The 22,759-nt window shown below is 64.0% G+C and carries 13 protein-coding genes; 5 read left to right on the top strand and 8 right to left on the bottom strand.

The genetic code is table 11. The features are described from left to right. Nucleotides 1–202: 202 nt before the first annotated feature. Nucleotides 203–733, bottom strand: a complete 531-nt coding sequence (locus tag GC162_16715; protein ID MBI1370279.1) for a sigma-70 family RNA polymerase sigma factor — start codon at nt 731–733, stop codon at nt 203–205. 855 nt (nt 734–1,588) lie between these two features. On the opposite strand from GC162_16715, the gene GC162_16710 reads away from it, so the two are divergent. Both GC162_16710 and GC162_16705 read left to right on the top strand, forming a co-directional pair. After that, nucleotides 1,589–3,043: a hypothetical protein gene (locus GC162_16710; GenBank protein ID MBI1370278.1), complete on the top strand. Its 1,455-nt coding sequence runs from the start codon at nt 1,589–1,591 to the stop codon at nt 3,041–3,043. Nucleotides 3,044–3,247: 204 nt separating this feature from the next. Beyond that, nucleotides 3,248–4,921 (top strand): FAD-dependent oxidoreductase, encoded by a 1,674-nt coding sequence (locus GC162_16705; protein MBI1370277.1) that lies wholly within the window; start codon nt 3,248–3,250, stop codon nt 4,919–4,921. Here the strand turns inward: GC162_16705 and GC162_16700 are convergent, their stop codons facing one another. The 7 genes from GC162_16700 to GC162_16670 all read right to left on the bottom strand — a co-directional run bounded on the left by GC162_16700 (nt 4,922) and on the right by GC162_16670 (nt 15,319). Continuing rightward, a complete protein-coding gene (locus GC162_16700; GenBank protein MBI1370276.1) occupies nt 4,922–6,514 on the bottom strand; it encodes a sulfite reductase subunit alpha in 1,593 nt (530 codons plus the stop codon). An 11-nt stretch (nt 6,515–6,525) separates the two neighbouring features. Next, on the bottom strand, nt 6,526–8,355 hold the full coding sequence (locus GC162_16695) for a NirA family protein (GenBank protein ID MBI1370275.1): 1,830 nt from the start codon (nt 8,353–8,355) through the stop codon (nt 6,526–6,528). Beyond that, nucleotides 8,345–10,543, bottom strand: a complete 2,199-nt coding sequence (locus tag GC162_16690) for a molybdopterin-dependent oxidoreductase (protein MBI1370274.1) — start codon at nt 10,541–10,543, stop codon at nt 8,345–8,347. Before GC162_16690 ends, GC162_16695 begins: the two co-directional genes overlap by 11 nt. Next, complete coding sequence (locus GC162_16685) at nt 10,540–11,445, bottom strand: ATP-binding cassette domain-containing protein (GenBank protein ID MBI1370273.1); 906 nt, start codon at nt 11,443–11,445, stop codon at nt 10,540–10,542. Before GC162_16685 ends, GC162_16690 begins: the two co-directional genes overlap by 4 nt. Before the next feature lie 18 nt (nt 11,446–11,463). Then, nucleotides 11,464–12,309, bottom strand: a complete 846-nt coding sequence (locus GC162_16680; GenBank protein ID MBI1370272.1) for an ATP-binding cassette domain-containing protein — start codon at nt 12,307–12,309, stop codon at nt 11,464–11,466. Between the two features lie 19 nt (nt 12,310–12,328). Beyond that, on the bottom strand, nt 12,329–13,888 hold the full coding sequence (locus GC162_16675) for an ABC transporter permease subunit (GenBank protein ID MBI1370271.1): 1,560 nt from the start codon (nt 13,886–13,888) through the stop codon (nt 12,329–12,331). Between the two features lie 66 nt (nt 13,889–13,954). Then, the gene (locus tag GC162_16670; protein ID MBI1370270.1) at nt 13,955–15,319 is read right to left on the bottom strand and encodes a nitrate ABC transporter substrate-binding protein; all 1,365 of its coding nucleotides are present in this window, start codon (nt 15,317–15,319) and stop codon (nt 13,955–13,957) included. A gap of 453 nt (nt 15,320–15,772) precedes the next feature. Between GC162_16670 and GC162_16665 the strand changes: the two genes are divergently transcribed. The 3 genes from GC162_16665 to GC162_16655 all read left to right on the top strand — a co-directional run bounded on the left by GC162_16665 (nt 15,773) and on the right by GC162_16655 (nt 22,742). Beyond that, complete coding sequence (locus tag GC162_16665; protein ID MBI1370269.1) at nt 15,773–16,486, top strand: ANTAR domain-containing protein; 714 nt, start codon at nt 15,773–15,775, stop codon at nt 16,484–16,486. Then, on the top strand, nt 16,483–17,754 hold the full coding sequence (locus GC162_16660) for a nitrate ABC transporter substrate-binding protein (GenBank protein ID MBI1370268.1): 1,272 nt from the start codon (nt 16,483–16,485) through the stop codon (nt 17,752–17,754). The genes GC162_16665 and GC162_16660 overlap by 4 nt, the downstream gene beginning before the upstream one ends. Before the next feature lie 347 nt (nt 17,755–18,101). Next, a complete protein-coding gene (locus GC162_16655) occupies nt 18,102–22,742 on the top strand; it encodes a DUF1549 domain-containing protein (protein MBI1370267.1) in 4,641 nt (1,546 codons plus the stop codon). Nucleotides 22,743–22,759 lie beyond the last annotated feature (17 nt).

Raw genomic sequence — 22,759 nt, 5'->3', positions numbered from 1 at the left:
CCGTCAACAGATCGATGCGATCCGAAAGGAACTGAATCAGACCTTCAACACCCAACACCAACCCGCCGTCCAGACACCCGCCCCTTCACGAATTTACAGCACGACAGGGACTTGACCATGCGATCGCCCGCCTCCGCCGACAGCCGACCGTCGAGCAGATCATTGATCATCGCAATCAGTTCGTCGTCTTTCATCATGTGCATCACGATTCCCTCTCGACGCGCAACTCGCGCTCGATGCACTCGCCCAGCGTTTTGCGGACGCGCAGCAACGTCGTTGAGATCGACGCCGCCGACCTGTTGAGCGATTCAGCCAGCCGGGCCACCGACCCGCCGGGCCCGTATCGCATTTCAATCATCTGCCGCTGATGTTGCGGCAGCTTGTCCACGCATCGCCCCACCGCTCCGATCACGCGCTCGTCATATGTCGCACCCGACTCGGCCATTCGGTCCGCCAGCCGCTGCATCAGTTCGGCACTGAATACATGACGATCCCTCGCCCGGTCGCGCGCTGCCGACAGCGCCTTGAACTTGGCCACTGAACACGCCCACGCCATGAAAGGCGTCTGCGGATCGTACTCCTCCACCTTTTGCCAAAGCACCGTGTTCGTTTCCTGAAGAATGTCCCGCGCCAGATCGACGTCCGGCACCAGCGACACGATGTAATTAAAAAGCTCCGGCTGTGCGTCGGTCAGCCGCTGAACCAGAATGTCAACCCGCCGAGGTTCGGACATATTCGATGACTCCTGCACCGGATTATTCCAACTACGGCATGAATCTGAACAACAAATTTGGAGTTATATCAGTCGTCGCAAACGAACAGGGTTGCACGAAGCACTTCGCCGATTCTGGACTTGAATGGGCACAAAGTGTTGACACTCGTGGCCAGACAAGATCGCTCGATGTTTTTCATGCGCAGGCGAGACGATGTTCTGGGGATGTTGTCGCTTCATGACCATCGGGCGCGAATTGTTGCCGTAGTTTTCCTCAATTTGCCGCATTTTGCCGCGCCGCAGATTGCGACAAGGCGCATAATGGCCAGTCAGTTAACACGTTACGACGACATTTTGATCGGGGTTCCTAAAGCTCAGGTCGCAGGTTCGAATCCCGCCGGGTGCATTGTTTAGAGCATTTTTGCATTCCCATATTTCATGCCCGCGCGATCGCATGGAGTTGGCGCATTCCCCCGGCTCGACGCGGCGCAGCCACAACTTCTCGATCGGGTTGAGGTCCATCAAGCTTCGCGGCAGATATGGGATAACGAAAAGTCGTTGGCAGCTCGCAAAAGCAGTTGCACCATTTTTGGACAAGATCATGACCATCGCATATTGCGTGGGCACGTGTGATCGCCGAACCGAGTCCGCCATTGATGGCCCAAGAGAGTGAATGGAGTCGCATGCGATATGCCGCCATCGCAAAAAAAAGACTCGATTTATTGGGCAATACCGGCAAACGGGTGCCTCATGGCCCCCGAGCCGCATTCGGCTGTGCCCCATCAGCCACCGCCGACCGCATCGGTCTGGCATGCCGATTGCACTCTTTCGATCGACCGTCACGGAGTGCAACTTTCCTGAGCGGTCATTGACAATATGCGATGCAAGCCACTGTCGGCTTTGCCAGGACAACGACGTCCACCGAAATGCCTTGTGCGTTCACGGTGGACGTTATCATTTAGCCCCCCTTTTCGAGAGCTGGCTGCGAAGCCGGAATGGAATCTCCTTATGCGCGATCATTCTGTCAAAATATGGCTAGTCTTGACGCTTCTCGCCTCCGGCACGCTGGTGCATGCGGGGGAATATGACGCGGCCAAACCCGAACCGTCCAAGCCCGCCATGACGCCTGAGCCGGCCGCGCCCAAGGCGTCGCCCGAAGCGTCGGACTTCGGCGATGCGGTCTTCGGCGGGAAGTTCACGTTCGATCTGCGCATTCGCTATGAGAATGTGGATCAGGACGGTCTGATGGACGCCAACGCGGGCACGGCCCGCGCCCGTGTCGGCTACGGTACGAAGCCCCTCGAGGGCTTTTCCGCGTTTTTTGAAGGCGAGTTCACCGTGCCCTTCGACGGCAATTCCTACAACGCCGGCGGACTCAATGGTCAGCCCGGCAAAGCCGTCGTCGCCGACCCGGAGAACTACGAACTCAATCAGGCCTACGGAAAGTATGAACGCAACGGCGTCACCTTCATCGGCGGTCGCCAGCGGATCATTCTCGACGACGCCCGATTCGTCGGCAACGTCGGCTGGCGCCAGAACGAGCAGACGTTCGACGCCGCGACGATCAAATACACCGGCTTCAAGGATTGGACGCTGTTCTACGGTTATGCATGGGACGTGCATCGCATCTTCGGTTACGACGGTCGCGACAACTTCATGACCGATTTCGACAACTCCGATGTGCACATGTTCAATGTCGCTTACGACGGCCTGATCCTCGGCGATTGGAAAGTGGGAAAAATCACCGGTTTCGCCTATCTGCTGAATTTCGACGGCTCCCCCGCCCGCGATGCGCTCTCGTCCAACACGTTCGGCGTCCGCCTCGCCGGCGCCAAACCGCTCGTCGATGACATGAAGCTCGGGTACACGCTCTCGTATGCCCATCAGAGCGATGCGAGCGGAAATCCCGTCAATTATGACGCCAATTACTATCTGGCGGAACTCGCCCTGGTGTTCCCGCAGATCAAGGGCGGCGTCGGCTACGAAGTGCTCGGCAGCGATGACGGCGTCGCCGCCTTCCAGACGCCGCTCGCTACGCTGCACGCCTTCAACGGCTGGGCGGACGTGTTCCTGACGACGCCCGCGGCGGGCCTGCAGGATCTCTATGTCTTTGCCAACGCCACGCTGCCATGGGAAATCAAGGCAGGAGCGTATTACCACTGGTTCTACTCGGAGAACACCTCGGCCGACCTGGGTCAGGAGTTTGACGCGGTGGCGAGCAAGGCGATCAACAAGAATGTCACGGTGCTCTTCAAATACGCGGACTTTGTCAGCGATGCCGCCCCGGCGGACCGGTCCAAAATCTGGATCGAAATCGATGTGAAATTCTGATACGTGGAAGTGCGCGCTCCATGCCACCCGGCGCGCCAACCTCATGGCCCCGCCCTTTGCTTAAAGGGCGGGGCTTTTTTTGCGCCATCGTCCGATTCGCCCGCCGCGATGATCCGTACAATGACGGTTTGGACACGCTATCCGTCATCGGAGGTGAACATGTTCGCATGTCGTTCGTGGTCGCGACGCCTCGTATTGCTGGGAATGACAGCGGTGTTGTGCCTTGGCGTCGATGTGGCGCGTGCGGAGCCGAAGAACATTGACGCGGATGTGTGCATTTACGGCGGGACATCGGGGGGTGTGATCGCGGCGGTGCAGGTCTGTCGCATGGGCAAGACGGCCGTGCTGCTTGAGCCGGGGCGACACCTGGGCGGCATGACCTCCGGCGGACTCAGTGCCGTCGACATCGGCGACCCGCGTACCGTCGGCGGGCTCGCGCGGGAATACTTCACCAAGCTTGTCGCGCAATATGGCAAGACGCTCGACTGGGATGAATCTTTCAAGGGCAACGGCGGACCGGCGACGGGCGGCGCTTATTCGATCGAGCCGCATGTGGCGGAAGAAGTATTCGACCAGGTGGTCCGAGACGCCGGGGTGATCGTCCTGCGCCGTGCGCGGCTGATGACGGTGCGGAAAAGCGGCAATCACATCACCGAACTGGCCCTGGAGGACGGACGGATCGTTCGTGCCGAGGCGTTTATCGATGCGACCTACGAGGGCGACCTGATGGCCAAAGCGGGCGTCAGCTACACACTCATGCGCGAAGGCAATGCGAAGTATCACGAAACACTCAACGGCATCTATTACACGCCGAAGTACGAGCCGCGGCTTCATCATTTGCAACCGGGTCCGAACGGGCGCGTGCCCGGCGGTCAGGGCGTGTGGGATCGCGACTTTCCGCTGGACCCCTATGTGATCGAGGGCGATGCGACGAGCGGGCTTCTGCCGCTGATCAATCCCGGTGAGCCGGGCACGCCGGGCGAGGAAGCGCCGGGCGTGCAGGCGTATTGCTATCGGCTGTGTCTGACGACGGACCCGGCGAACAAGATGCCGATCGCGCCGCCGCCGGACTATGACCCGAAGACATACGAGCTCATCGCGCGGTTCATCAAGGCGTGCATCGCCAACGGCGACGACATGGACCTGCGCTGGTTCTCCAAGCACGATCCCCTGCCGCATGACAAGTGGGACTTCAACACGGCGACGTTCGGCGGGAACCTGCCGGGGGCGAGCTGGGACTGGCCCGAATCCAGTTACGAACAGCGCGAACAGATCGCACGCCGAATGGAGAACGATCATCGCGGTCTGCTGCACTTTCTGGCGACCGATCCGCGCGTGCCCGTCAAGGTGCGCGATGACATGAGGCGTTTCGGCCTGCCGAAGGACGAGTTCACCGACAACGGCGGCTGGCCGCATCAGGTGTATGTCCGCGAGGGCCGCCGGATGATCAGCGATCTGGTCATGACCGAGCATCACACCTTCGGCCGGAAAATCGCCCCGCACTCCATCGCACTCGGTTCCTACGGTACGGATGTGCACGAGATTCGCCGCATCGTCAAAGACGGCGTCGTGACACGCGAAGGCAAGATCGCCACCGGCCGCGGCGGCGCCGGCCCCTATCCGATCGGCTACGGCGCGATCGTGCCCAAGCGGGCGGAGTGCGACAATCTGCTGGTGACTTTCGCGCTGTCGGCGAGTCACGTCGCCTATGCGAGTCTGCGCATGGAGCCGGTGTTCATGATGACCAGTCAATCGGCGGCGACGGCGGCGTGCATGGCCATCGATGACAAGGTCGCGGTGCAGCAACTTGATTACGACAAGCTCAAGGCGCGGCTTGTCGCCGACCGGCAGATTCTGCAATGGCCCCCGGCCAATTGATCAGTAGACATCGCGCTGATATCGGCCGTCTTCGACAAGCTTCGCGACATACCCGGCCGCATCCTCGGCGCTCATGCCGCCGTGTTCGGACACGATCTGCTTGAGCGCCTTGTCGACGTCGGCGGCCATTCGGCCGGCGTCGCCGCAGATGTAGAAGTGCGCTCCGCGCTCGAGCCATTCCCACACCGCCGCGCCCTGTTCGATCATGCGATGCTGCACGTACACCTTCTCGTCCGAATCCCGGCTGAACGCCAGGTCCAGTCGTGTGAGCAATCCGCCTTCGAGCCACTGCGTCAGTTCGTGCTCGTAAAGGAAGTCGGTCGCCTGGCGCTGATCGCCGAAGAAGAGCCAGTGGTCGCCGCGCGCCTGGTCCGCCTGCCGCTGCTGGAGGAACGCGCGGAACGGGGCGATGCCGGTGCCCGGGCCGACCATGATCATCGGCGTCGCGCCGTCCGCCGGGGGAGCGAAGGCGTGCGCCTTGTGAATGAAGATGCGCGAGGTGTCGCCCAGATGCACGCGGTCGGCGAAGAACGTCGAGGCGACGCCACGTCGGGGCCGGCCGTCCAACTCATAGCGCACGACGCCGACCGTCAGATGCACCTCATTCGGGCATGCCGCCTGCGACGAACTGATCGAATACAGCCGGGGCTGCAGCGGCGGGAGCGTCGCCACCAGATCCGCCGGCCGCACCTTGACGGATTTATATTCCTGCACGAGATCGAACAGATCGAACCGCGCCATGCGGGCGTCGTCCTTCGCAAGCTCGCGCAGCTCCGCCGCCTCCTTTTTGTCCGTGGCCGCATCAGCGAGCAGATTCGCAAGTTCCTCATCCGCGCGCGTGATCGTGCGGTGACTCGTCAGCGCTTCGCGCAGCGGGACGAGTTTGCGCGAGCCGACCGCGACGGGTTCATTACCCGTCATCTTCATCGCCGCGAGAATCCGGTCGACGAGGTCCGTGCAATTATCCGGATAGACGCCCAGCGCATCGCCGACGTTGTAGGTGATCCCCGAGCCGGTCAGGTCCAGCGCGACGAAGCGCACGTCTTTGCCCGAACCTTCGCGCGTCAGCCGCTTGATGGCGAGAATCGGGGCCGGGAACGGATTATCACGGTCATAGCGCATCTCGATCGGCGCGGGGGACTCAGGCGCGGCGCCGCCGACGGACAGCGCGACGGGATGCTCCTTGACGAGTTGCTTGAGCTTCTTGGCCGTTTCGCCTCCGCCGGGCACGCAGCGCGTCAGGTCCGCTTCCTTGCCCTCGGCGATCGCCTTGGAATAGGTGCGGCACATGTACCCGCACGCGCCGCAATCGAGCTGCGCCATCGCGGCCATGAACTTGAACTCGGCGGGCTTGTCGGCGGTGAGCGCCATGCGATCCGTCATGGGCAGCGACGGATCATGCCACGGCATGTCGTCCTCATCGATCAAATCCGCCGGCGGCTCCGCCAGCGCGGTTCCGCCGCCGCTCGCCATCGCCGCCGACGCGTCAGCCGTCATCGGATCCACATTGAGCAGGCCGGCGAAAAACCCGTTCAGATACGCGCGCTGAGCGGGCGTGAACGGGGCGCTTTCAGGGAGGAATGGCACAGTCATGATCGGTCCCTTCATGAGGCGGCCAGTTGATCGGCCGCGTCAAAGAGGCGGCGAAGCTCGTCAAGCTCATGCCGCCGCGTGAACATGCTGAACGTCTCGCGCTCGTCCGAACGGTGCTGCTGATAGCCGACGAGCATGCGCTCGATCACCGCCGGGGCCTCGTCGGCGCAGACATCGCGGTAGATTTCGCGGCCGATGTGCTGCTCTCTGCCGTAGCCGCCGCCGATGTGGATGTGATACGCCTCGATCATCTCTTCGCCGCGCGCGACTTTCGACGCCAGCAGGCCGATGTCGCCGATGTAGTGCTGCGCGCAGCTGTGGTGACACCCGGTCAGGTGGATATTGATGGGGTGATCGAGCTGGAGCGTCGCGTCGAGATAGTCGGCGATGACGCCGGCGTGGGTCTTGGTGTCCGAAGCGGCGAATTTGCATCCGGTGTTGCCGGTGCATGCGACCAGCCCCGCGCGGACATTCGTGGCGGCGTCATCGAGCCCCAGCGCCTTGAGCCGCCCCTTGACCGCCGCGACATGCGCATCGGGCACATCGCTGATGAGCAGATTCTGCCATACCGTCAGCCGAATCACACCCGAGCCGAACTCGTCGGCGATGTGGGCCAGTCCGTGCATCTGCCGGCAGGTCAGCCGTCCGACCGGCACGACGACGCCGATGTAGTTGAGTCCGTCCTGCTTCTGCGGATGTACGCCGATGTGTCCCATCGGATCGACCGGCCCGCGCGATTCACACTTTTCGAGTTCGAGTCGCGGTAGTTGCGAGCCGTACTCCTTCTCGACTTCCGCCATGAACTTGTCGAAGCCCCAGGCGTCGAGCACGTACTTGAGCCGGGCCTTGTTGCGGTCGGTGCGATCGCCGGTGCGGACGAACACGCGCACCACCGCGGCCGCGACTTTGACGCACTGATCGGGTCGGAGGATCACGCCCGTATCGCGGGCGAAGTCTTTATGTCCCGTGATGCCCCCGAGTTCGAGCCGCATGTAAACGCCCGCCGGCAATGCCGCGCTCGCATCGGACGCGTCGATGCGCACCGCCGTGAACCCGATATCGTTCGTGTCGGCGAGCGGCGACACCGCCCCGCCGCCGTCGAAGGCGATGTTGAACTTGCGCGGCAGGCCGTACATCTCCCGGTGATTGAGTATGTAATGATGCATCGCCTTCGCCAGCGGCAGCGTGTCGATCAGCTCCCCCCGATCGATCCCGGCGGTGGGCGACGCGGTGACGTTGCGGATATTGTCCGCCCCCGATCCGCGGATGATCACGCCCAGATCGACCAGTCCGTCGTAAACATGCAGCGGATCGCCCGGCCCGATCTCGCGAATCTGCAAATTCGCCCGCGTCGTCACATGCGCATACCCCCCGCCGTATTTCTCCGCCAGGTCCGCGATGCCGCGGAACTGATGCGCGCTGACCACGCCCCCCGGCAAGCGCAATCGGCACATGTACGCATTCTGCGCCGGCGCGACATGGAAAAGACCGTGGTACTTCATCAAGAACACGTCCGTCCCCTTGGGAAACGCCCCCGCCGCCGCGCGGTCCGCCATCTCGTCCCACAGGTCCAGCGCATTCTTCTCCCGCTTGGCCTTCTCCTCCTTGCAGAGTTTTCCGCCCCCGGCGATGACTTTGTCCTGCGCCTGCCGCGCCATCGCGTCCGGCCCGCTGACCGCGCTGGCCGTCAGCGCGACCGGCGTCTGCGCCGCACCCGCCAGTCCCGCCATCGCCCGACTGAGCGTCGGCAAGCCGCGCAGCGCCCGCGCCGCGTTCGCGCCGGACAGGAGGCCCTCCAGATAATGGCGCTGCTCATCGGAAAATGCCGGGTCATTCGTCATGCATCGCCTCCGCCGAGATCGGTTCCCGTGAATCGCCCCTCGCCGGCGCGGCCGCCTCGACCGCGATCGCCTCGACGCGCACCGCGCAATACTTGAGCTCCGGCTGTTTGGACATCGGGTCGAACGCCGGATTGGTCAGGTCGTTGATGTTCGTGTCGGGCTCGCCGAAGTGGAACGTGGCGAAGACCACGCCCCGCCGAATCGCCCGTGTGAGCCGCGCCCGCGCGATCGCCCTGCCGCGCCGACCGACGAGCCGGGCGACCTGCCCGTCGCGCAGGTCGAGCGTCCTGGCATCATCGGGATGAATCTCCACGAACGCCTCCGCATCCTCGCGCATCAGTTCGGGCACTTTGCCGGTGCGCGTGCGCGTGTGCCACTGACCGGCGATGCGGCCGGTCGTGAGCACCAGGGGATATTCCGCATCGGGCAGTTCATCCGCGCCGGCGGCGGGCGCGGTTACGAAGCGCGCCCGGCCCGACGGCGTCGGAAAGACACCATCCTCATACCGCCGCACCGTTCCCGGATGATCGGCGTCCGGGCACGGCCAGCGCAGCGGACCGGCGGCCAGACGCGCATTGGTCATCCCCGCCTGATCGCACCATGTCCCCGCGGTGAGCTGCCGATATTCGTCCCACACCTGTTCGCTCGTCACAAAATCAAAACCCGCGAAGCCCATCGCGCGACCGATTCGCGCCGCGATCCACCAATCGGGCATCGCGATGCCCGGCGCTTCAAAGAGCTTCTGGCTCCGCGCCACGAGGCGCTCGGAGTTGGTCATCGTCCCCGTCTTCTCGCCCCACTGCGCCGCCGGGAGCAGCACATCCGCGAATCGCCCCGTCTCCGTCGGGTGATAGCAGTCCTGATGAATCACCAGTTCCGCGGTTTCAAGGGCGCGGCGGACCTGCGCCGCATCGGGCATCGACACGACCGGATTCGTGCACGCGGTCCAGATCGCTCTGACCTGGCCCCGCGCGATCGCCTCGAACATCGGCACGGCCGAAAGCCCCGGCTCCGGCGAAATCGAATCGGGCGCGAGCCCCCAGTGCCGCTCCACCGCCGCGCGATGCGACGCATCCGTCACGAACCGATAGCCCGGAAGCTGGTGGCACAAGTAACCGACCTCGCGCCCGCCCATCGCATTGGGCTGCCCCGTCAATGAGAACGGCCCGGCGCCCGGCTTGCCGATCGCGCCGAGCTGCAAATGCAGATTGATCAGCGCCGTGTTCTTGTCCACGCCGCGCACCGACTGATTGAACCCCTGACAATACAGACTCAACAGCCGCTCCGACGCGCCGAGCAGTTCCACGGTCCGCTCGATCAGAGCCGGATCAACATCGCAGGCGTTTATCAACGCCGCCTCATCCAGCGACAAAAGATGCTCGCGATACGCCGTGAACCCTTCGGTATGCGCCTCGATGTAGCGATCATCGGCGCGGCCCAGATCGAGCAGCCGCCGACTGATCAGATGAAGGAAGGCCACATCGCTGCCGGGGGCGAGCGGGAGGTGAATGTCCGCCGCGTCAGCGGTCGGCGTCCTGCGCGGATCGAGGACGATCATGCGGACGTGCGGATGTTTGGCGCGTCGCTTGCGCATCATGTTAAAGAGCACGGGATGATTGACCGCCATGTTCGCACCGGCGACGAGATACACGTCGGCGTGGAACAGGTCGTCGTAGCTCGTCGGCGGGCCGTCGCATCCGAACGACTGAAGGTAGCCCGACACCGCGCTGGACATGCACAGGCGGCTGTTGGTGTCCATGTTGTTCGTGCCCAGCGCGCCTTTGAAAAGCTTGTTGAAGACGTAGGACGCCTCGGTGTCGAGCTGACCGGACCCGTAGAACGCGATGGCGTCGCGCCCGTGTTCGGCTCGGATCGCGCCGAGTCGCGCGGCGATGAAGTCGGCGACCTGGTCCCATGTCGCGCGCCGCATCGGCGCGTCCCGCCGCTCGCGCAGCATCGGATACGAGAGTCGTCCGCCGGCGTCCCAGATGCCGGGGCTTTTGAGCATCGCGCCCTTCTGGCAGAGCATGCCGTAGTTGGGCAGCGCGTGTTTGTCGGCGGTGATGTTGACGATCTGATCGCCGGCGACCTCGGCCGTGATGCGGCATCCCACGCCGCAGTAGGGACACACCGCCGACCGGCGGCGCGTGGCGGGCGTCGAAGTCGAACTGGACGGCGCGGCGATCATGATCCGGCGACGACCTCCGCGGCGGCGGGCTCCTCGGCGACCTCGTCGGCCCGGCTGGCGGCGACGGCGGCGCGGCGCGCCTCGGCGGCGGCGGAACCGTGGTCCTGCTCCTCCAGGAACCGGATCAGCTCGCCGCGCAGGTCGTAGTAGTCGGTATGCTCCAGCACGGCCGTGCGATCGCGCGGGCGATCGAAGGGCAGCGCCAGAATCTTCCCGATGGTCGCGCGCGGCCCGGTGGTCATCATCACGACCCGGTCCGACATGAACATCGCCTCGTCCACATCGTGCGTGATGAGCATCGTCGTGATGCGCTGGCGATCGAGAATGCCCAGGATGACGTCCTGAAGCTCCATGCGCGTCAGCGAATCGAGTCGGCCGAAGGGTTCGTCGAGCAGCAGCAGCTTGGGCTTGAGCGCGATCGCGCGGGCGATGCCCACGCGCTGCTGCATCCCGCCCGACAGTTCGCGCGGGTACTTGTGCATCGCATCGGCGAGACCGACCAGACTCAGGTAATGCTCGACGATCTGTTTGCGCTGGGCGCGCGCGGCGTGCGGATAGACGCGCTTGACGCCGATCATGACATTGCCGAACGCGGTCATCCATGGGAGCAGGCAAGGCGACTGAAACACGACGGCGCGGTCCGGGCCGGGGCCGACCACTTCGCGCTCGCCGATGACGACGTTGCCGTGCGTGACGGCGTTGAGCCCGGCGATCATGGTCAGCACGGTCGACTTGCCGCAGCCGGAGTGGCCGATGACGGAGGCGACTTCGCCGCGGCGCAGGATCAGATTGAACCGATCGACGACGCGGACCGCTTCGCCGTAGGGATTAGGATATTCCTTGACGAGATTGATCAGCTCGACATAGCGGCTGTCATAATTGCTGTTGGGAATGTCGGACATTTGCCACCACCTGTTGCGCTACGCCGCGTCGATATGGATCGGCTCCAGATCGGGCAGCGGGATGTTCGTGTCGGGCCTCAGCGAGCGGGCGCGCTCGTTGAGGGCGACCATGTACTCGGTCACGTCATTGCGGAGGCGCTTGAAGCGCGGATTGAAATTGAGATTCGCCTTGTCGCGCGGGCGGGGAAGATCAACGACGAAGTCGCGCCCGAAGCGCGCGCCCGGCCCGGGCGTCAGGGGCACGATGCGGTCAGCCATGAGAAGCGCTTCGTCGATGTCATTGGTGATCATCACGACGGTGCGCCGGTCTTCCTCCCACAGGCGCGTGATTTCATCCTGCAACACGCCGCGGGTCAGGGCGTCCAGCGCGGACAGCGGTTCATCGAGGAGCAGCACCTTCGGCTGCATGGACAAGGTGCGGGCGAGCGCGAGACGCTGGCGCATCCCGCCGGACAATTCGCGCGGCTTCTTCCATTCGGCCCCGGTGAGATTCACCAGGTCGATGTAGCGCTGAATGTAGGCGGCCCGCTCGCGGGATTTCATCTTGGGGTAGACCTGCCGCACGGCGATGTCGATGTTGCCATGCACGCAAAGCCAGGGAAGCAGCGAGTAATTCTGAAAGACGATGCCGCGATCGGGGCCGGGCTCCGCGGCGACCTTGCCGTCGAGGCGGACGGCGCCGGTGTCGGGCTTGATCAGGCCGGCGAGGGTGGACATGACCGTGCTTTTGCCCGAGCCGGAGAACCCGATGATGGCGACGAACTCGTTTTCCTGAACGGCGAGGTTGACTTCGCGCAGCACGGTCGTGCGGCTCGACGACGGGCCAAACCCGACGCTCACATTGTCCATTTCAAGGTAGGCCATGACGGACGCCTTTCGTGGATCAGATCGCGGTGGGGGCTTCGTCGAAGCTGACGAGGCGCTGGAGGACGATCATGATGCGGTCGAGGAACATGCCGATGGCGCCGACGAAGAAGACGACGACGAACATCTGCGCGAAGGTCTGCGAGGAGCCGTTGTTGAACATGTCCCAGACGAACTTGCCGATGCCTTCGCTGGAGGAGAGGAGTTCGGCGGCGATGAGGACCATCCAGCCGACGCCCAGACTGATGCGCAGCCCCGCGAAGATCAGGGGGAGCGCCGAGGGGATGATGATCTTGAAAAGTCGCGTGAAGAACCCGAGTCGCAGGACGCGGGCGACGTTGAGGTGGTCCTTATCGATGGCGGCGACGCCGAAGGCGGTGTTGGTCAGCGTGGGCCAGAGGGAGCAGAGGGCGACGGTGATCGCGGAGGCGAGGAAGGAGGGCTGAACCCACGCCTGATCCGGGTTGGCGTAGAACCCGCCGACGATGATGAGCACGATCGGGAGCCAGACGATGGGCGACACCGGTTTGAAGAGGGAGATGAGCGGCGTCATGGACGCCATGACGACGGGGCTCAGGCCGCAGAGGATGCCGATGGGGATGGCGATGAATGCGGCGATGGCGAAGCCGAGGAACACGCAGGCGAGGGATCGGGCGATCTGCTCGAAGAACGTCCACGGTCCGGCGGGCTCGGCGGCCTTCGTCTTCTCGATGCGCTGCTCGGTGCGGACAATCGTCTTGCCCATGTTCAGAAGCTCGGGTCCGGTGGCGGTCAGGAACGCGCCCCGCTCCTTGTCCAGTTCCTGCTGCGCTTCAGCAAGGCGGACTTCGCGATTGTCGCTTTCCAGGCGCTGAAGGCGCGTCGTCAGATACATGCGGCGCTCCTCGACGCTGTTGACCCGCTGCTGCGCTTCAAGAAGCTGCGGGGCTTTGGCGGCCATGAGCGTATTGATCGTGCCTTTGAGCGCATCAAGGTCGGCTCGCTCGGCATCGGTCTTCTTTTCGTGGTCGATGATCGAGGCGAGCAGCGCTTCGCGCGCCGGCTTGTCATCGGGCTTGATGCACTGGGCGGCGGACTGGAGGTCGGCTTCACGTTGCTTGCGGGCATCGAACGCGGCGGTCTTCATCACGTCATACTTGTCCTGCAGCGGCTTGAGCTGCGCGGCGAGCGATGCGTCAAGCTGCGCCTTCACTTCGTCAAGCTGCTTGTGGGCGGCCTCGGCTTCGGGGTCGAGGGCGGCCAGGTCTTTGCGGACGGATTCGATGGTGTGCACGCGATCGGGGCCGGCGCGGCTGTAGTCATCCTGCTTGGTGTTTTCGCGGACGTGGAAGGTGTAGACGCCCTTGAAGGCGTCCCAGACGACGGCGGGCGTGGGCACTTCGCCGTATTTGGTTTTGTGACGCGGAGCGACGAGGGCCCAGACGCCCAGGAACACGGCGAAGACGGCGAGGGGGACGACGATGAACTTGGCGATCTTGACAAGCTGCACGCGCGGCTCTTCGCCATAGCAGAGTCGCACGATGGGCTCGAACACTTTGAGCCCGGCGAGGTCGAGGGCTTTGAGGATTTTGTACTTCATTGTTCGCGCCATCCTGAAAAAGGGACGGGGGGACTTAAGTCCCCCCCGCCTCCGAGCGGGTGGGGGTCAGTTCGTGTTGCCGATTTTGAATTTGGCGAGGTATTCGAGGGGTTTGCGCCCGTCGTATGCGACGCCGTCGATGAACGCCGACGTCGCCGGCTTGTAGCCATCGGTTTCCCACGGCACGTCGGCCTTGTCGATCTTGCCTTCGTCGAGGAGCAGCTTGGCGGCCTTGAGGTAGATGTCGGGCTTGTAGACGTCCCTGGCGGTCTGGGCGTACCAGTCGGCGGGCATCGGCTCGGTGATCTGGCCCCAGCGGCGCATCTGCGTCAGGAACCAGATGCCGTCGGAGTACCAGGGGTAGGTGCAGTGGTACTTGAAGAACACATTGAAGTCGGGCATCGCGCGTTTGTCGGTCTTCTGGAAGTAGAAGTAGCCGGTCATCGAGTTTTTGATGACGTTGTAGTCGGCGCCGACGTAGTTGGGCTTGGAGAGAATGCGGGCGGCTTCGTCGCGATTGAGGTAGTTGCCCTCGGCGTCCGTCGCATCGAGCCATTTGCCGGCGCGGATCAGGGCTTTGACGACGGCGATGTGCGTGTTGGGATTTTCGTCGGACCAGGCCTTGGTGACCCCGAAGACTTTCTCGGCCTTGTTGCGGTAGATGTCGTAGTTCGTCGTCACCGGCACGCCGATGTTCTTGACGACGGCCTGCTGGTTCCACGGCTCGCCGACGCAGTAGCCCTGAATGTTCCCCGCTTCCAGGACCGCGGGCATCATCGGCGGCGGGGTCACGGAAAGCTCGACCTGTGCGTCGGTGCGCCCGCCGATGTCGGTCTTCGTGTACATCCCCGGGTGAATCCCGGCGGCGGCGAGCCAGTAGCGGAGCTCGTAGTTGTGCGTCGAGACGGGGAACACCATGCCCATCTGAAGCTTCTTGCCCGAGGCGAGATATTCATCGACGATCGGACGCAGCGACTTGGCGCTGATCGGATGCGCCGGCGCCGGGGTGTCGAGCGTCGGGTCCGCTTCCTGCATGCGGCGCCAGATGGCGTTGGACACCGTGATGCCGTTGCCGTTGAGGTCGAGGGTGTAGGCGGTGATGATGTGGGCCTTGGTGCCGAAGCCGATGGTGGCGGCCAGGGGCTGGCCGCTGAGCATGTGCGCCCCATCCAGGTCGCCGCTGATGACGTTGTCCAGCAGCGTCTTCCAGTTGGGCTGGGCGACGACTTCGACCTGAAGGCCTTCGTCGGCGAAGAATCCCTTTTCCTTGGCGATGACGATCGCGGCGCAGTCGGTGAGCTTGATGAAGCCGAAGCGCAGGTGGTCTTTTTCGAGGTTGAGCTGCTGAGCGCGAGCGGCCGGGGCGAACAAGCTTGTCAGCACGGCGGCGGCGAGGAGAAGCGTGGTGATGAGGCGAGTGCGGCGAGGCATGGTATGGCTCCGGGGAATGGTGTGCATGAAAAAAGCGTCCTCACTGGTGTTGACCATTGAGAGGACGCCGTTGTCCCCAGGCGAAACCCGCTCGGTTTCACCATGTTTGCAGTTGTAGCGCACGCGGCGATGCTGCTCAGCATTGAGTCACCGCCGCGCACGACGGGCTGTATCGCAAAGGTCGTGCCACACGCGGCGGCGCTTCCCCCGTCCCGTCCGAATCGCCCATTGCATCACCACAAGGGCGACAGATTCCGGGCTACGCATCTTCCACGCGGACAATTCGCAACGTCGGCCTGCCTAATTACATGACACTGATGCGACGATTGTTCAGATTTGTCGCAGTCGCCGGTCCGAACATGAACCGGCTTCACGGCTTGTCGCGCCTCCAAGCCGCCGCACCGCCAGGGCCACGCCGCATGTTGATTCGATGCAACATGCCCACCCGCGCGAATGCATCATCCTCACCCCCGGCATCAGGTTTGCACTCCGGTCTTCCCGGCGCGATCGGTGCGCGATCCGCGCGCAACGACCGCCCCGCGATGCCCACCGGAGCGACCCGCCTTGGCTTTATTGAAGATCATGGTCGTCGACGATCACGCCCAGCGCGCCCAGACGCTCGCCCGCGTTCTGACGGAGAGCGGCTACGAAGTCGTCGCCCAGGTCCCCGCCTCCGACTATCTGCCGACGCGCATCAACGAGTGCAAGCCCGATGTGATTCTCATCGACGTCGACGCCCCCGGCCGCGACACCCTCGAACAGGTCAGCGCGATTCACCGCGAAACGCCCCGGCCGATTGTGATGTTCTCGAGCAAGGACGACCGCGAGACCATCACCGCCGCGATCGCCGCCGGCGTGTCGGCCTACATGGCGCACGGACTGAGCATCTCCAAAGTCCAACCCGTGATCGACATGGCCATCGCGCACTTTCAGCGGTTTCAGCAGTTGCAGGACGAACTGGCCAAAGCGCAGACGACGCTGGCGGATCGGAAGATCATCGACCGGGCCAAGGGCGTACTCATGTCGCAGCGGAAGCTCACCGAGCCGCAGGCCTACCGGACGCTTCAGAAGCTGGCGATGGATCGCAAGCGGCGCATCGCGGACGTGGCGCGCGATGTGATCGAAATGGCGGACCTGCTCTCTCACCCGACGGAGTCGACGAAATGATCATGAGTGCCGGTCCCGCCCAACTCGAAACGCGTCAACTGAACGTCGGCTTCATCCCGCTCACCGATTGCGCCGCGCTGGTGGCGGCGCAGGAACTGGGCTTCTTCGAGCGGCAGGGACTGGAAGTGAAGCTCTTCCGCGAGCCGAGCTGGTCGAGCATCCGCGACAAAGTCTCCGTCGGCCTCCTCGACGCGGCGCATATGCTCGCCGGCATGCCCATCGCCGCCACGCTCGGCATCGACGGCATCGCCCAGCCGATGATCACCGCCATGAGTCTGGGGCTCAACGGCAACGCCATCACCGTCTCCAACGCGCTCTACGACCGCATGCTCGACATCGCCCCGCGCCAAGCGACCGATCGCACCGCCTCCGCACTGGCTCTGCGGCGGGTCATCGAAGCTGACCGCCGGGCCGGACGCAAACCGCTGACGTTCGCCACCGTCTTCCCCGTCTCCGGGCACAACTACCAGCTTCGCTATTGGATGGCGTCGGCGGGGATCGATCCCGATCGGGATGTGCGGCTGGTCATCGTGCCCCCGCCGCAGATGTGCGATCGGCTCGCCGCCGGGCTCATCGACGGGTACTGCGTCGGCGAGCCGTGGAACGAGATGGCGGTGCATCATCGCCTCGGGCATGTGCTTGTGACGGGCTACGAACTTTGGAACAACAGCCCCGAGAAAGTGCTGGGCGTCACCGCCGACTGGGCGCAGCGGCATCCGCGCACGCACATCGCCCTCGTCACCGCGCTCATCGAGGCCGCCCGATGGATCGATGAGCCCGAGCATCGACGGGAGGTCGCGCTGATGCTCGCCAAACCCGAATATGTCGGCGCGCCCGGCGAAGTGGTCAGCATGTCGATGACCGGCACGTTCAAGTATCACGCCGACGCGCCCGCCCTGCCCGTGCCCGACTTCAATGTGTTCTTCCGCTACGGCGCGACGTTCCCGTGGCGCTCGCATGCGGTGTGGTTCATGACGCAGATGGCGCGCTGGGGTCAGATTCCGCGCGCGACGCCCTTCGATGAAATCGCCCGCGCCGTGTATCGCCCCGACATCTATCGCGCCGCCGCCGGATCGCTCGGCGTGGCCTGCCCGGGGCGCGACAGCAAACCCGAAGGCGATCACGATCAGCCGTACGCCGATGCGGAGGGGCTCGCGCTCGGGCCCGACCGCTTCATGGACCGACGCCGATTCGACCCCGCGCATCCTCTCGCCTATCTGGACAGCTTCGACATCCGGCACGAGCTTCAGACCTCCGAAAGCTTGTAGCCGTCACCTCCGACGAAACGCGCGTGTTTTTTTTGCTGTGCGGATGTTGCTTGAATATGTAAGACCAGGGCGGTTTCACAAAGCAAATCGCGTCTCCAACGAGCCGCGACCGTGAGGGAGCGGTCGAGGAATGCGATTGCATACGGGCTCGACCGCTTGCTGACGCGCGTCAACCGTCAAATGGGGAAAAATCAGTCACGGCAGATGCGAGGGTCGTGAGCCAACCCTGTATCCGAGGTGCAATATCACGATCTGACCGGGTGGTTCAACGTGCCATCGCGGGGCTATCATCAGGGTGCTGATCTGACGTTGGACATATTGATTCCCGCAGCCGGAGGCCTCTCATCGTGCATTCACGCATTGCCGCCGTTCCGATCGTCGTCGCGCTGCTTGGGTTCCTGGTGTGCGGGATCGCCGCCGGGGCCGACGCCCCCGCCGACCCCAACGCGCCCGTGAGCTTTCATAAGCAGATCCGCCCGATTCTTCAGGCCAATTGCATGGGCTGCCATCAGCCCGCCAAGGCCAAGGGCAAGTACGTCATGACCGCCTTCGATCGCCTGCTGGCCGGCGGCGACTCGGGCGATGCGGCGATCGTGCCGGGCAAGCCGGATGACAGCGCCTTATTGAAGATGATCCGACCCGCGGCCGACGGGAAGATCGAGATGCCCAAGAACGCCGACCCGCTGACGGAAGCGGACCGCAACCTGATCGCAAAATGGATCAAGGAAGGCGCGGTCGATGACACGCCGGCCAATGCGAAGGCGAAGTTCGACATGGATCACCCGCCGATCTATTCGCGCCAGCCGGTCGTGACCTCGATGGACTATTCGCCGGACGGGCAGATGCTCGCCGTCGCGGCGTTTCATGAAGTATTGCTCCTCAAGCCCGACGGCTCGGAGCGCCTCGCCCGACTCGTCGGCCTCTCGCAGCGCATCACCAGCGTCCGCTTCAGCCCCGACGGGTCCAAGCTCGCCGTCGCCGGCGGCCTGCCCGCACGCATGGGCGAACTGCAAATCTGGGACGTCGCCGAGCGCAAACTGCTCGTCTCCGCACCGGCGGGATATGACACGATCTACGGGGCCGCCTGGTCCCCCGATGGTCAGTCCGTCTCCGTCGGCTGCCCCGACCACAGCGTCCGCGCCTTCGACGCCAAGACCGGCAAGCAAATCTTCTTCAACGGCGCCCACGACGACTGGGCCCTGGACACCGTGTTCTCAGTCGATGGGTCGCATCTGATTTCCGTCGGGCGCGACATGACGACAAAGCTCTACCAGTTCTCCGAGCAGCGCTTCATCGACAACATCACCTCGATCACCCCCGGCGCGCTCAAGGGCGGCATCCTGGCCGTGGCGCGTCACCCGCATCGCGATGAGATCGTCATCGGCGGGTCCGACGGCATGCCGAAGGTCTATCGCGTGTTCCGACAGACCAATCGCGTCATCGGCGACGACGCGAACGTGATCCGCGAACTGCCGGAAATGCGCGGGCGCGTGAACACGGTGGCGGTGAGCCGGGACGGTTCGCTCATCGCGGCGGGCAGCTCGCTCGATGGCGCGGGGCAGGTGTTCGTGTATGCCTACAACTTCACGGGGACGCTGCCGGACAACATCAAGGCGATCATGGCCAAGCGCGTCGCCGACCGCAAGCCCGAGGAGAAGAAGGCGGTCGAGGACTACAAGCACGAAGGCGTGCGGACGGTGGCGCAGGTCGAAGTGGGCGACTCGGCGATTTACGCCGTGGCATTCTCGCCCGACGGCAAGACGCTCGCGGCGGCGGGCGGGGACGGGATGATCCGCCTCATCGACCCGACCGGCGGGACGATCCGCGGCAAGTTCGCCCCCGCGCCGGTCGATGCGGCAAGCGTGGCGACCCATTCGCAGGGCGAAAAGCATTACGACTTCATTCTCGACGTGAACCCGATCCTCTCGCGCGCCGGTTGCAATCAGGGGACGTGTCACGGCGCCGCCAAAGGTAAGAACGGGTTCAAGCTCTCGCTGCGCGGTTACGACGCCTTGTTCGACGTGCGGGCGCTGACGGATGATCATGCCGCCCGTCGCATCAATCTCGCCTCGCCCGATGACTCGCTCATGCTGCTCAAGGCGACCGGAGCCGTGCCGCACGAAGGCGGGCAGCGCTTCAAGCCCGATGATCCTTATTACAAGGTGATCCGCGACTGGATCGCCGACGGGGCGAAGCTCCATCTCGACGTGCCGCGCGTCAGGCAGATCGCCCTGACGCCGATCAATCCGACGGTCGACAAGGCGGGCGATGCGCAGGCGATGAAAGTCGTGGCGACGTACAGCGACGGGTCGACGCGCGAGGTGACGCACGAAGCGTTTATCGACTCGGGCAATACCGACGTCGCCAAGACCGACCGCGACGGCGTGGCCACGGCGATCCGGCGGGGTGAAGCGCCGCTGCTGGCGCGCTACGAAGGCGCGTACGCGGCGACGACGCTCACCGTCATGGGCGATCGCAACGGATTCGTCTGGAAAGAGCCGCAGACATGGGGGAAGATCGACGAGCTGGTCGCCGCCAAGTGGCAGCGCATGAAGATCGAGCCCAGCGATCTGTGCAGCGATGCGGAGTTCATCCGCCGCGTGACGCTCGATCTGACGGGTCTGCCGCCGAGTGCGGAGGACGTCGATGCGTTTCTCGCCGACGGGCGCGACATGCGGCTCAAGCGCGATGAGCTGATCGACAAGCTCATCGGCTCCGACGCGTTCATCGAGCATTGGACCAACAAGTGGGCGGACCTTCTGCAGGACAATGGCAAGTTCCTCGGGCGCGAAGGCGCGGCCGCGCTGCGCCAATGGATTCGCAAGGAAGTCGCCGACAACACGCCCTATGACCAGTTCGTCCGCAAGATTCTCACCGCCGACGGGTCCAACAAGGACAACCCGGCGGTGTCGTACTACAAGATTTTGCGCGAGCCGGATGCGATCATGGAGAACACGACGCATCTGTTCCTGGCGGTGCGCTTCAACTGCAACAAGTGCCACGATCACCCGTTCGAGCGATGGACGCAGGACCAGTATTACGAGACCGCGGCGTACTTCGCGCGGGTCGATCTGGAAAAGGACCCCGCCGGGGGCGATCGCAAAATCGGCGGCACGGCCGTCGAAGGCGCCAAACCGCTTTATGAAAAGATCATCGACAAATCCAGCGGCGAGATCACGCACGCGCGCACCGGCGCCGTCGCCGCCCCGCTGTTTCCCTATCCGGCCAAGCATGAAACGAACGACAAGATGACGCGCCGGCAGGAGCTGGCCGCGTGGCTCACCTCGGCGGACAATCGCTATTTCGCGCTCAGCTATGTCAATCGGCTTTGGGGCTACATGTTCGGTGTGGGGATCATCGAGCCGATCGATGACATCCGCGCGTCCAACCCGCCGACCAACCCCTCGCTGCTCGACTACCTGACGCATCGCTTCATCGACTCGGGGTTCAACATGCGGGCGATGCTCGCGGAGATCTGCAAGTCGCGGACGTATCAGCTTTCGTTCCGGTCCAACAAATGGAACGACGACGACACGATCAACTATTCGCACGCCAGGCCCCGGCGGCTCGAAGCGGAAGTGTTGTACGACACGGTGCACGCCGTCACGGGCTCCAAGCCCAACATTCCCGGCGTCCCGGCGGGAACGCGGGCGGCGGCGCTGCCGGATGTCGAATTGGGGCTGCCCGATGGGTTCCTCAATACGTTCGGTCGACCGGCCCGCGAGAGCGCCTGCGAATGCGAGCGGACGAGCGGATTGCAGCTTGGGCCGGTGATGGCGCTCGTCAGCGGGCCGACGGTGGCGGATGCGATCGCGGATTCGAACAATGCGATCGCCAAGCTTGTCGCGGCGGAGCCGGACGATCGGAAGCTGGTGAACGATCTGTTCATGCGCATCCTCAATCGCCCGGCGACGGACGCGGAAGTCGCCGCGACGCTGGGCGAAATCGGCGGGATCAGCGCGGACCATGCGAAGATCGCGGCCGAGCTGGACGCCCTCGAAAAGAAGTTCGCGCCGGACATCGCCAGGCGGGAGGACGAGCGGGCGAAACAGATCGCCGCGGCGAAGGCGGCGCTGGAGGAATATCAGAAGTCGGAATCGGATCGGATCGCCAAGTGGGAATCCGGGCAGGGCGCGACGAAGTGGCAGATCATCGAGCCCGAGTCGGCGAAGGCGGAGAAGGGAACCGTGCTGAGCGTCGAAGGCGACAAGGCGATCTTCGCTTCCGGGCCGAACCAGAAGGATGTGTACGACGTCATCGCGGCGACGGGGCTCAAGGGCATCACGGGCGTGCGGCTTGAAATGCTCACGGACGATCGCCTGCCCAGCAAAGGCCCCGGCCGGGCCCCCGGCAACGGCAACTTCGTGCTGACGGAGTTTGAGGTTTTCGCAGCCCCCGGATCACCCGCCGACGCGGCGGACAAGTTCAAGAAGGTCAAGCTCGAAAACGCCCAGGCGGATTTCAGCCAGGATGGGTACGACATCAAGACGGCGATCGACGGGAACGCCAAGGCGATGGCGAACAACGGATGGGCGACGCATCCGAAGACCGGCGAGAACCGCACGGCGACGTTCGAATTGAAGGACCCGCTCGACGCGGCGAAGCTCAAGTTCCGCCTGATTCAGAATTACCAGGGCAACGATCATCAGGTGGGCAAGTTCCGCCTGTCGGTGACGACGGACGCCAAGCCCTTCCATGCCGGTCCGCCGGAAAAGATCGCGCCGATTCTGGCGATCGAGGCGGGCAAACGCACGCCTGAGCAGGTCAAGCAGCTCGTCGACTTCTATCGCGGGCAGGATGAGCCCTACAAGAAGCTCACCGCGGCGGTCGGCAAGGCGCAGGAGCCGATCAAGCTCGACCCGTCGCTACTCGCCGCGCGGTCGGACTTCAAGTATTCCAAGGAACAGGCGGACCATCAGCGGCTGACGGTCGCGCAGGATCTGGCGTGGGCGTTGATCAACAGCCCGGCGTTCCTTTTCAACCATTGACGCAGCACACGCGCCGA

The sequence above is a fragment of the Planctomycetota bacterium genome, from assembly GCA_016125255.1.
Lineage (GTDB): Bacteria > Planctomycetota > Phycisphaerae > Phycisphaerales > Zrk34 > RI-421.
This window is presented reverse-complemented; position numbering and strand designations above follow the sequence as displayed.

What these genes read in the sequence shown, in the direction of transcription:
- GC162_16695 (MBI1370275.1), bottom strand. Translation starts at nt 8,355, where the DNA reads ATGACGAATGACCCGGCATTTTCCGATGAGCAGCGCCATTATCTGGAG.
- GC162_16710 (MBI1370278.1), top strand. Translation starts at nt 1,589, where the DNA reads ATGCGATGCAAGCCACTGTCGGCTTTGCCAGGACAACGACGTCCACCG.
- GC162_16705 (MBI1370277.1), top strand. Translation starts at nt 3,248, where the DNA reads ATGACAGCGGTGTTGTGCCTTGGCGTCGATGTGGCGCGTGCGGAGCCG.
- GC162_16675 (MBI1370271.1), bottom strand. Translation starts at nt 13,888, where the DNA reads ATGAAGTACAAAATCCTCAAAGCCCTCGACCTCGCCGGGCTCAAAGTG.
- GC162_16660 (MBI1370268.1), top strand. Translation starts at nt 16,483, where the DNA reads ATGATCATGAGTGCCGGTCCCGCCCAACTCGAAACGCGTCAACTGAAC.
- GC162_16715 (MBI1370279.1), bottom strand. Translation starts at nt 733, where the DNA reads ATGTCCGAACCTCGGCGGGTTGACATTCTGGTTCAGCGGCTGACCGAC.
- GC162_16700 (MBI1370276.1), bottom strand. Translation starts at nt 6,514, where the DNA reads ATGACTGTGCCATTCCTCCCTGAAAGCGCCCCGTTCACGCCCGCTCAG.
- GC162_16680 (MBI1370272.1), bottom strand. Translation starts at nt 12,309, where the DNA reads ATGGCCTACCTTGAAATGGACAATGTGAGCGTCGGGTTTGGCCCGTCG.
- GC162_16690 (MBI1370274.1), bottom strand. Translation starts at nt 10,543, where the DNA reads ATGATCGCCGCGCCGTCCAGTTCGACTTCGACGCCCGCCACGCGCCGC.
- GC162_16665 (MBI1370269.1), top strand. Translation starts at nt 15,773, where the DNA reads ATGCATCATCCTCACCCCCGGCATCAGGTTTGCACTCCGGTCTTCCCG.
- GC162_16670 (MBI1370270.1), bottom strand. Translation starts at nt 15,319, where the DNA reads ATGCCTCGCCGCACTCGCCTCATCACCACGCTTCTCCTCGCCGCCGCC.
- GC162_16685 (MBI1370273.1), bottom strand. Translation starts at nt 11,445, where the DNA reads ATGTCCGACATTCCCAACAGCAATTATGACAGCCGCTATGTCGAGCTG.